At 57.0% G+C, this 10385-nt stretch carries 9 protein-coding genes; all 9 read left to right on the forward strand.

Annotated features, from left to right (window positions below):
• The first annotated feature begins 31 nt into the window (after positions 1-31).
• Complete coding sequence (locus tag GBC55_RS07980; RefSeq protein WP_281508183.1) at positions 32-463, forward strand: phage tail assembly chaperone; 432 nt, start codon at positions 32-34, stop codon at positions 461-463.
• A 23-nt stretch (positions 464-486) separates the two neighbouring features.
• Positions 487-792 (forward strand): DUF4035 domain-containing protein, encoded by a 306-nt coding sequence (locus GBC55_RS07985; protein WP_162437661.1) that lies wholly within the window; start codon positions 487-489, stop codon positions 790-792.
• A gap of 81 nt (positions 793-873) precedes the next feature.
• Positions 874-1260 (forward strand): hypothetical protein, encoded by a 387-nt coding sequence (locus GBC55_RS07990; RefSeq protein ID WP_162437660.1) that lies wholly within the window; start codon positions 874-876, stop codon positions 1258-1260.
• Positions 1261-1482: 222 nt separating this feature from the next.
• On the forward strand, positions 1483-4692 hold the full coding sequence (locus GBC55_RS07995) for a tape measure protein (RefSeq protein WP_162437659.1): 3210 nt from the start codon (positions 1483-1485) through the stop codon (positions 4690-4692).
• Entirely contained in the window at positions 4692-5030 is a 339-nt protein-coding gene (locus tag GBC55_RS08000) for a phage tail protein (protein WP_162437658.1), read from the forward strand. The genes GBC55_RS07995 and GBC55_RS08000 overlap by 1 nt, the downstream gene beginning before the upstream one ends.
• Positions 5027-5713: a phage minor tail protein L gene (locus GBC55_RS08005; RefSeq protein WP_162437657.1), complete on the forward strand. Its 687-nt coding sequence runs from the start codon at positions 5027-5029 to the stop codon at positions 5711-5713. Before GBC55_RS08000 ends, GBC55_RS08005 begins: the two co-directional genes overlap by 4 nt.
• A 7-nt stretch (positions 5714-5720) precedes the next feature.
• Positions 5721-6473 (forward strand): C40 family peptidase, encoded by a 753-nt coding sequence (locus GBC55_RS08010; RefSeq protein WP_162437656.1) that lies wholly within the window; start codon positions 5721-5723, stop codon positions 6471-6473.
• On the forward strand, positions 6473-7069 hold the full coding sequence (locus tag GBC55_RS08015; RefSeq protein ID WP_247266878.1) for a tail assembly protein: 597 nt from the start codon (positions 6473-6475) through the stop codon (positions 7067-7069). Before GBC55_RS08010 ends, GBC55_RS08015 begins: the two co-directional genes overlap by 1 nt.
• A 10-nt stretch (positions 7070-7079) precedes the next feature.
• Positions 7080-10385 (forward strand): phage tail protein (locus GBC55_RS08020; protein ID WP_247266879.1); only part of this gene is annotated, 3306 nt, incomplete at its 3' end.

Consider the following 10385-nt stretch of genomic DNA (forward strand, 5'->3'; position numbering starts at 1 on the left):
GAAGAATAGTGTTGCTCCGGATCTGCGGGCCATGGCATTGGACCCAATGCGCAATTTTAAGCATGAGCGCCTGACCATCGAGGAGTGGGATGGCGCTCAGGTTGTGGTCAGGGCATTGAGTGCTGGTGATTGGGTCGAGTACCGCCGCCGCGCCGCACTTGCGGTGTCGGAGGCCCGGCGGGAGGTTGCTCCGCCAGTCGACCAGCCAGCGGGGGAAGAGGGTGATGCAGCTTTGTCGGAATCACGGGTAGAAATCCATTCTTCCCCGCTCTATGCGTTTGTTCTGGTTCGGGCGTTGCTCGACGAGAACAACGCAAGGGTGTTTGCCGATGGGGATGTGCCTGCGGTGGCTGAAGCCTTCAGTCCTGTCCATGACCGACTCGTCGGAAAAGTTTTCGAGTTGAGTGGTGTTGCGGCCGGTGCTGGCGCGGAAGATCCGGTGGACGCAGCGGGAAACGACTGACGGAGGAGCCGGAGTTGGCATTCATGCTGACTCTTGCCCTCCGGCTCGGCATGACGCTCCAAGACTTACGCGATCGGATGAGCGCGGAGGAGCTGTTCCTTTGGATGGCCTACAACCAGGAGTCACCACTGAGCGACACGCGAGGCGACATTCAGGCTTCGATTATCGCCGCTTCGATTTTTCAGGCGCAGGGCGCGAAGGTATCTGCCGTGGACCTGCTTCCGAAGTGGAAAATTGAGCCTGAACAAATTGTTGATGAGGTCGCTCAGGCTGAGGAGGGGGCGGAGCTGCTCAAGGCCTTCTTGATGGCCAGCGTGGAAACTAATTAGTAAGGGCGCGAAAACTCTGGGTTCAAAGTGGTGCGGTAGCGATGGTAGAGTCTGGAGTTTTTACGTCGGATAGGTGAGCAAGTGCTCAAATACACGGAGTTCGATCGTCAAAAGGTCAGAGATCTTTTGGATGAACACGCAGCTGCAGTTAAACGGGACGAGAGGCTCTTAGGTAATCCACACGCAGCTATCGCGAGAAACAATCAGGAAATTGACCGACTTCGCGAAATAATGAGTGAGTCAGAAAGACGTTCCTTTGATGAATTTCTTGATTCTGAAATGCGAGTCGATGAACAAAAGGCCAGGGAAGCTTTGATCATTGCGCGTCACGAGAGCCGAGAAGCTCAGATCGCTTTACAAGGCCGGCAAGACCAGGACGTGCGCGAGGCTGAAAATGGGTCGAAGATCGTCTGTTATCTCATTTTTGGAGTGATTGGTGTGCTGCTACTGTTGTTCCTTTTTCGTTAGTTTCAAGACGACCAACTGACCCGCCTCGAGCGGGTTTTTTATTGCCTGGAGATAAGTATGGCAGGGCAGACTCTACGCTCTCTGATCGTCAGTGTCTCAGCCGAGACAAGTGCCTATCAGAGGGAAATGGCCCGTGCCGGCCGAATGGGACAAAGTTATTTACGTACTATTACTTCTGGTAATCGCGACGCAGCAAGTTCATGGAGGTCACAGGAGGCAGCAGTGCGTGCTCAGGGCACGGCGATGCAGTCTCTGACCTCAACGGTTGGTGGTTACGCAGCTGCGATGGCTGGCGCGCTGGCAGTCGGTAATGTCATCCATCAGGCTGATGCTTGGAACCAGGTCAACGCCCGCCTAAAGCAGGCCACCACCAGCACCGAAGATTTCGCCGTCAGCCAAAAGTCATTATTTGAACTGAGCCAGCGGACCGGAACGTCTTATTCGGATAACGCGGGACTGTTCAGCAGATCAGCCTCCTCGATGCGGGAATTTGGTTACTCAACCTCCGAAGTGCTAGGGGTAACCGAGGCGCTTTCCGTGGGTTTGCAGGTCTCTGGCGCGAGTTCCGAGGGAGCCTCTGCAGCCATCACTCAGTTTTCCCAAGCCCTCGCGCAAGGGGTGCTGCGAGGGGAGGAGTTCAACTCCATCGCTGACAGTGGAGATAGGGTTTTACGGGCGCTCGCTGCAGGCATGGGCGTCGCTCGTAAAGATCTCAAAGCCATGGCTGATGACGGGCTGATTACGATCGACAAGCTCGTCCCTGCTTTGATCAGCCAGCTGGGTGTGTTGAACGATGAGTTCAACAAGATGCCACCATCTGTCAGCAGGTCGACTACCTCTCTTACAAATGCATTTCAAGCGTGGATCGGGGGGGCTGACACAGCAACCGGCAGTACTGCGGTTCTTTCGGGCGCGATTGATCTCGTCGCGAAGAATATGGATGTCCTTGCTGCATCAGCGTTGACTGCGGGGGCAGCGTATGTGGGCTTGAAATCCGGCGAATTGATCAAGGGGCTGCGGGACCAGGTCAGCGCCTTACGCGAGGCTCGCTCCGCAGAAATCGGCAGGACCACCGCACAGCTTGATGCTGCGACTGCGGCTGCGCGTCGTGCCGCCGCTGAGGTAATCGCAGCCGAATCTCAAGTAACTGCGACCAGATTTACTGACGCGCACACGGCTGCAATTAGCCGATTGCGTTTGGCCAGGCTTGCCGATGCCCAGGCAACCGCCGCGCAAACTACAGCACAGGCTGCTCAAACGGCCGCGACGTCATTGGCGGGACGTGCTGGCTCCGCACTGCTAGGAGTGATGGGTGGGCCTGTAGGACTTGCAGTGACTGCCGGCGCCGTAGCCGCTAGCTACCTTCTTTTTCGAGATAATAGCGATAAGGTTCGGCAAGCGACTGTTGACCTCAAGCGCCCGGTCGAAGAACTGCGAAAAGAGTTTGCCGAATTGGGCCGGGAGCAGGCTCGGTACAAGCTCGACGGTGTGATCCAGCAGCAAGCCGATGCCCAAGTTGCTGCGCAAAAAGCGCTTCGCGAAATTCGCGCGGCTGCCCAGGGTAACGATAAGTGGGGTGATACCTACACCGCGAATCCTTTCAAACGTGATCGAGCAGTAACAGACTTCAATCGGCGAATTGCCGGCGGCCAGGATATCGATTCAGCAAGCCAGGAACTCGTTGCAGCAATTGGTCCCAATGAGGAAATGACAAAGGCCATCAATGCGTCGTCGGCTGCTTACGGGGAGGCAATAAAGGCATCTGGTGACTACGGTGACGTCGCCAACATGCTTACCGCGCGCCTGAATGACGTTGCGGAAGCAGCGGGCCAGGCCGGCGCAGGTCTCAAAACAATTGAAGGGCCGGACCAGAAAACCATCGATGGCTGGACAAGTTATTCCAAGACCCTTGTCGAACGACTTAACTCTGTTCGAGATGGCGGTGATCTGGTTGGCGAGGTCAATCGGCGAATCGAAAGGGAAGGCGTTGACCCCTCTACTGCAGAAGGCTGGCGCATCCTCGCAGGCGCAATCAAGGGATCAGAGGTAGCAGCAAAGGCATCAGAAGAAGCGCAGCAGAAGGCGAAAAAAGCTTCTGAAGATATCCAGCGCCAGGCTGAACAACTCAACAATGCTTACATTCAAACACTGGCCAACCTCACTCAGCAGGTTGCGCTTTATGGTGAAACCACTGAGCTGGGGCGTCTTCGGTACGAACTTACTGTTGGTGAGTTATCCAAGCTGACCGACAAGAACAAGGTATTGCTTGAAGGCAAGGCAATTGAGTTGGATGCGCTCAATGCCAGGAAGGCTTACGACGGTCTGATGTCCGGCCTGCAGACGAAAGAGCAGGCGCTACTCGCAACCACTAAAGAGCGCATGCAGGTACTGGAAACTGCCAACCGATCTGGGAAGCTGAGTTCCGACGATTACCGCATTGGCGCGGATGCGATCTCGAAGGCCACAGTCACTGAGGCGCCGGAGTTTGGCGGTATCGATTCGTCTGTTGGTGGTCCATCTGGCGAGCTGGTCAAAATTGCCGAGGCCGAGTCAGCGCTGAAAAAGTGGCACGACAAGCAGCTGTCTATGCAAAGCGAGTTGCGTGATCAGATTCTGGCTGATCAGCAAAGCACGAATGAGCAGAAGTTGGCAGCCGAGCAGCAGTACCTGGATAGAGTAGTTGAAATCAACCAGACCAATCAGTCGCGCCTATCCGATATCCAAGGGGCATATAAGGTCGCGGTGATGGGCACCTTCAGCGAGCTGTCCGGCCAGGCTGCTGACATGGTCGGGAAAATCGCGGGTGAGCAGTCCGGCGCGTACAAGGCGCTTTTCGTGGCACAGAAAGCATTCGCTGTGGCTTCGATCATCATGAACGCCCAGATCGCTGCGGCGAAAGCACCGGCTGAACTGACCATTCTCGGCGGCATCCCAGTCGGCGCCGCGCTTCTTGCTGCTGGTTACGCGAACGCTGGCATGGTGGCCGGCATGGCGTTGGCTGGCTTCTCCGACGGCGGATATACCGGCCCGGGCGGCAAGTTCGAGCCCAAAGGTGTCGTGCACGGTGGTGAGGTTGTGATCCGCAAGGAAGTGGTCGACCAGCCAGGCATGAAGGATTACTTGATTGGCTTGAATCGCACCGGAAAACCTGGGTATTCCGCCGGAGGTTTTGTCGGTACTGGGGTTTCACCAGCATTCAGCGCGCCGAGTGTTACCGCTGGCGTTGGTTATGGCGGCGCGCCGGAGATCCATCTGCATATCAATGGCGATGGTTCCGGCGGCGCCGTCAACGCACCGGAAGGTTACGAGCAGATGGGACTGGCGCTGTTGGCTACCGCCCGTTCGGAGATGCCGAAGATCGCCCGGCAGGTAATACAGCAGGAGAAAGGTCAGAACGGCCTCCTTGACCCCAACAATCGGAGGAACAGCTGATGACTGAGGAATTCACCTGGTCGCCACGGGTTGGTGCGTCTGGAGATGACCAGGCCGACACCCTCGAATCGAAGTTTGGCAACGGGTACAGCCAGCGTCTGTCGGTCGGAATCAACAATATAGCTGGGGCTTACGCCGTTTCTTTCACCGGCGGTGAGGCGTACATCAAGCCGATCAAGCAGTTTTTTATCCGGCATAAGGGGGCGAATCACTTCCTGTGGACTCCGCCGCTTGAGGATCAGGGCAAGTACATCACCACTGGTGGCTGGCAGCTGCAAACCCACGGCAAAAAGAAGTACACCCTGAGCACCACCTTTCAGCAGGTATTCAACCCATGATCACCTTGGACAACCAGAAGCTTGAACCTGGCGCGCTGATCCAGCTGATTGAGTTGGACGGCGAGGCCCGGGGCATGGGCACGTTGCGGTACCACGCGCACCAGCAGTCGACGCCGATCATCTGGAAGGGTGATTCATATGTGCCCAGACCCTACGAGACTGGTGGTTTCGGTCGCAGTGTTGAAGGCAACAACTCAACTCCAATGCTGAAGATCAGCAATATCGACGGGTTGATTACGGCGCTGTGTCGGCAGTTTCAGGGTTTGAGCGGTGTGAAACTCACTGTCCGTCAGACCTATGCCAAGTACCTGGATGCGGTGAATTTTCCCGGGGGTAACCCGGGAGCCAGCACCATGGAAAAGATGGATATTTCCTACATCAATCAGGTCACCAGCCTGGGGCGCGAGGAAGTCGTGTTCTCTCTAGCGCCGCCGACGGCGGTGAAGGGGCAGATGCTTCCAGCCGGCCTGATCATGAACAGGTGCGAGTGGTGTTTGTGGGGCGAGTATCGCGGGCCTGACTGCAACTACACAGGCATCAAGATGTTCGATCTCGACGGCAACCCTGTGGACGACCCAGCGTTGGACCGCTGCGGCGGCCGGCCAAGTGATTGTGAGATACGGCATGGCAAGGGTAACCCGCTGCCATTCGGTGGCGCACCAGGCGCTGCGCTCATTGGATAGGTAAGCCATGAACAAAACGATGTTGAAACAGATTCAGGCCCATGCTGCCAGTGAATACCCCAAGGAAAGCTGCGGCCTGGTAATTCGCGAGTCCGGCCGCCTGAAGTATGTGCCATGCGGCAACGACGCAAAAACGCCGAGTGAGCACTTCATGATTAATCCCGTCGACAAGTGTCATGCGGAGGACCGTGGCGAGGTGACCATGATTATTCACAGTCACCCAGATGTGCCGCCGGTGCCGAGCATGACCGATCGGGTGAGCTGCGAGCTGCATGAAAAGCCTTGGGGGATTATCAGCTGGCCATCTGGGGAGTACTTCGAATTTAAGCCCGAGGGCTACCAGGCACCGCTGATTGGCCGCGAGTTCGGCCACGGCCTGCTCGACTGCTATGCGCTGTGTCGCGATTACTTCGAGCGCGAACATGGGATCGAACTACCGAACTATCCACGCCGCGATGGCTGGTGGAACGATGGTGAAAGCCTCTACGAAAAGTACTACGAAGAAGCTGGCTTCTATCCGGTTTCGGTGCCACGCAAGGGCGACATGATCATCATGCAGATCAACGCTGATGCTCCGAACCACGCGGGCATCTATCTGGACGATGGCTTGCTAACCAGTGTTCCGGATCTTCACGAGGCTCCCGGAACATTCCTCCATCACCGCTACAACAAAAAGTCCACGCGCGATGTGTACGGCGGCATGTGGGCTGATTACACCGTGCTGATTCTCCGGCACCAACGAGTTCCTGAGGTCGACTGATGGCAATGAGAACAGAGATTCGCCCGCAACCCTTGGTGGTGCTGGTGATGCTTTACGGCGTGCTGGGCGCAAGGTTTGGCCGAGTTCATCATCTGGCGGTTGCATCGTGTGCCGAAGCGGTCCACGCCCTCTGTGTAAAGGTCCCTGGCTTCAAGCGCTTCCTGAGATTTTCGGAAGAGCGTGGGCTGACCTACGCGGTGTTCCGCGGGAAGAAAAACCTCAGTGAAAATGAAATAGAGATGCGGCAGGACACCGTCGAGCCTATCCGAATCGCGCCAATAGTGATTGGAAGCAAGGGCGGTGGCCTGTTCGCCACTATTGCAGGTCTAGCGCTGGTCGTCGTCGGCGCAATCACGCAGCAGTACTACCTGGTGGCAGCAGGCGCCGGTTTGATGATTGGTGGTATCGCCATGAGCATGTCGCCCTCACCAGTTGGCGTGCTGGACAAGGAGGGTGACGGCAATAAGCCGTCGTACGCCTTCGGCGGAGCTGTCACCACTATGGCTCAGGGCCGTTGCAAGCCTCTGCTCTACGGCGAACGCGACATCGGCGGCGCTCTAATCTCGGCCGGCGTCTTCTCGGAAGATCAGCAGTAAGGAAAAAGATATGTCCAAGACCATGACCGCGCCCGCTGAAAAGCGCCGGTGCCGGACTGCTGCTGCCCGCGTTTCAGGTGCCAAGGGTGGTGAGACAAAGCCCTACACTCCGTACAAGGCTCCTGATAGTGCGCTTTCGATCGCCACGGTCAAATTGCTTTTCGCGCTGAGCGAGGGACCGATTGTTGGGCCGGTAAACGACAAACAGTCGGTAAAGCTCAATGGCACTCCGTTGATCTCTCCGGACGGTAGCGAGAACTTCCCGGGCACGGTTTGGGACTTTCGCCCGGGCACCGTCGATCAGGAGCACATCGCAGGTTTTCCAGCAATTGAGAACGAAGCCTCACAGGGTTTGCCGATTGAGCTGAAGTCCGACAATGCCTGGACGCATGCCATCACTGACCAGCAACTGTCGGCAGTCCGCATCCGCTTATCTTGGCCGCAGATCTGGCAGGTTAAAACCAATGGCGACCAGATCGGGTATCGCATTGATTACGCAATCGATCTCTCGGTCGACGGTGGCAGCTATCAAACCGTCCTTTCAGCAACGCTGGACGACAAAGGAACCACTGAGTACGAGCGAACTCACCGAATTGACCTACCGGAAGGCTTCACCAGTGCGCTGGTGCGCGTTCGCCGGCTCACTCCAAATCGGAATGACTCAAACTTTGCCGACTTGATGCGGATCAAGGGACTGACCGAAGTCATCGACAAAAAATTGAGGTATCCGAACCTGGCCTTGGGTGGTCTGCAGTTTGACGCCAAGCAGTTTCAGGACACGCCCAAAGCCAGCTTTCTGATGCGCGGCCGGATTGTTCAGGTTCCCAGCAATTACGATCCGCAAACCCGGACATATTCCGGTGACTGGAACGGCACGTTCAAGCTCGCCTACACCAACAACCCAGTTTGGGTATGGCGAGATCTGCTGCTGCATCGCCGGTATGGTTTGGGTCGCCGTATCACTGCCGATATGGTCGACCACTGGACACTTTATGAGATCGGTCGCTACTGCGACGTAATGGTGAGTGACGGTAAGGGCGGCTTGCAGCCGCGCATGACCACAAACGTCTACATCCAGGATTCGATTGAGGGCTACGCATTGCTCTCTGATTTGGCCAGCGTGTTCCGTGGCAGCAGCTGCTGGAACGGCTCGCAGGTCACTATGGTGGCTGACATTCCAGGTAACGAAGACGGCTACGTTTTCTCTCGGTCGAACATCATTGGTGAGTTTGAATACGCCGCCGCAGCCTTTCCTGACCGTCACACCCGGGCAAAAGTGGCGTGGGATAACCCTGACAATGAGTTCAAGACCCAGCCGGCGCCGGTAACCAATGATGAGCTGATCGGTGCCCTTGGCCATCGGATGCTCGATATTTCTCGTTTTGGCTGCACCGTCGAAGGCGAGGCTATCCGCCATGGTATTTGGGCACTGAAGTCCGAGCAGTACGAAGAATGGTCGGTCAGTTTTACGACGGGCATGGAGGGCCGGAACGTTGAACCGGGGCAGATCATCTGCGTGGCGGATGAACTGTTTTCGGGCCGCCCAAATGGTGGGCGCATCAGCGCGGCCACCAAGCGCGTGATTACACTGGACATCGATGCAGAGGTGCACCAGGACGATCGACTGATTCTCAACCTGCCAAGCGGTAAATCCGAGGGCCGGATCGTAAAATCCGTCTCTGGTCGGTTGGTCACCGTCATGGCCGACTATTCGGAATTGCCAGAAGCTGAATGCAGTTGGTCTGTAGAGAGCGCTGATTTGGCTGTAATGCGTTTCCGCGTGCAGACCATCGATCCCCAAGGGTTGCATCAGTTCAAGATCGCCGCAACTCAACATGAGCCTCTAAAGTACCCAGCGATCGACAACGGGGCACGCATTGATCCGCAACCCACGAGCATTATTCCCCCAGGCGTCATGCCTGCTCCGACCGGGATAGCCATCGAGTCTCGCACTCGAGTATCGCAAGGCATCGCGATAAGCACGATGCGTATCAGTTGGTTGTCGGTACCGGGCGCAATTGCGTACAACGTTGAATGGCGAAAGGACAACGGGAGCTGGATTCGTCTACCGCGTACCGGCAACCTCGGCGCGGAAGTTGAAGGCATCTACAGCGGTCGCTATGTCGCGCGCGTCAGTTCGATCAACGCGATGGATATTGCTTCCATCTGGGGCACCAGTAACGAGGTTGTGCTCTCTGGGAAGGAAGGTCTACCGCCCGCGGTCTCATTCCTGAATGCCGAAAGCCTACTTTTCGGTATTGGCCTCAAATGGGGTTTTCCCGCTGGTGCAGAGGACACCCAGCGAACGGAAATCTGGTACGGCACGACCATCCGTGTTGAAGACGCGACCAAACTGGCTGATCTGGCGTATCCCCAAAGCGATTACAGCATGCAGAGCTTGCTGGCGGGCGCGCGGTTATTCTTCTGGGCTCGCCTGGTTGATCGTTCCGGCAACGTTGGTCCTTTCTTTCCGGTAGGTACCGGGGTGATGGGACAAGCCAGCTCTGACGCTGGACCGATCCTTGATCAAATCGCCGGTGAGATTAGCGAAACAGAACTCGGTAAAGGTTTGCTGGACCGTATCGACTTGATCGATGGCCCGCCTTCCTTGCCGGGTTCGGTCAGCGGGCGAATTAAAGAGCTGGACGAACAGATCAGCGAAGTTACCGACCATCTGCAGGAGCGTGTCACCGAGGGGCAGCAAGCACTTGCCGAAGCTCAGGAGGCTTTTACCGAAGCTCAGGGGACGCTAACCGAAGCCCAAGAGACGCTAACCGAGACTCAAGCGGCGATGCAGCTGCAGCTCAATCAGGTCAGCACCATCGCCAAATCGGGCGAGTATCAGAAGGACAAGGCTTACGCGGTCGGCGCATCCACGCGCCTGAACGACCGCCTGTACCAAGCAAAGATCGCGGTACCGGTAGACGTAACCGGCGCGAAGTCGCCACCCAACACCACCTACTGGTTGGACGTTGGCCAAGTCCTCACGGATTCCAACGGTCTGGCCTCGCGTGTCAGCACCACCGAAACCAAGATCACCAGCATTGAAGGGGTCAACACCAGCCAGGGCACAGCGATCACCGGGCTGAACAACAGCCTGACGACCACCAACACCAACGTGACCGCTGCACAAACGGCAGCGAACGCGGCGAACACCTTGGCCGGCGGTAAGGGCAAGGTGATCGTGCAGACCGCAGCGCCGGCGGTGGCCGATCAACTGGCGCAAAACCTGTGGATCGACATCACCGGCGGAGCGAACACCCCGAAGCGCTGGACGGGCTCGGCGTGGGCCGCCGTGACGGATAAGGTGGCAACC

The organism is Pseudomonas sp. TNT3, assembly GCF_010095445.2.
Lineage (GTDB): Bacteria > Pseudomonadota > Gammaproteobacteria > Pseudomonadales > Pseudomonadaceae > Aquipseudomonas.

Excerpts from the sequence above, each read along its gene's own strand:
- GBC55_RS08010 (WP_162437656.1), top strand. The coding sequence starts at position 5,721 with ATGAACAAAACGATGTTGAAACAGATTCAGGCCCATGCTGCCAGTGAA.
- GBC55_RS08005 (WP_162437657.1), top strand. The coding sequence starts at position 5,027 with ATGATCACCTTGGACAACCAGAAGCTTGAACCTGGCGCGCTGATCCAG.
- GBC55_RS08000 (WP_162437658.1), top strand. The coding sequence starts at position 4,692 with ATGACTGAGGAATTCACCTGGTCGCCACGGGTTGGTGCGTCTGGAGAT.
- GBC55_RS08015 (WP_247266878.1), top strand. The coding sequence starts at position 6,473 with ATGGCAATGAGAACAGAGATTCGCCCGCAACCCTTGGTGGTGCTGGTG.
- GBC55_RS07980 (WP_281508183.1), top strand. The coding sequence starts at position 32 with ATGGCATTGGACCCAATGCGCAATTTTAAGCATGAGCGCCTGACCATC.
- GBC55_RS07985 (WP_162437661.1), top strand. The coding sequence starts at position 487 with ATGCTGACTCTTGCCCTCCGGCTCGGCATGACGCTCCAAGACTTACGC.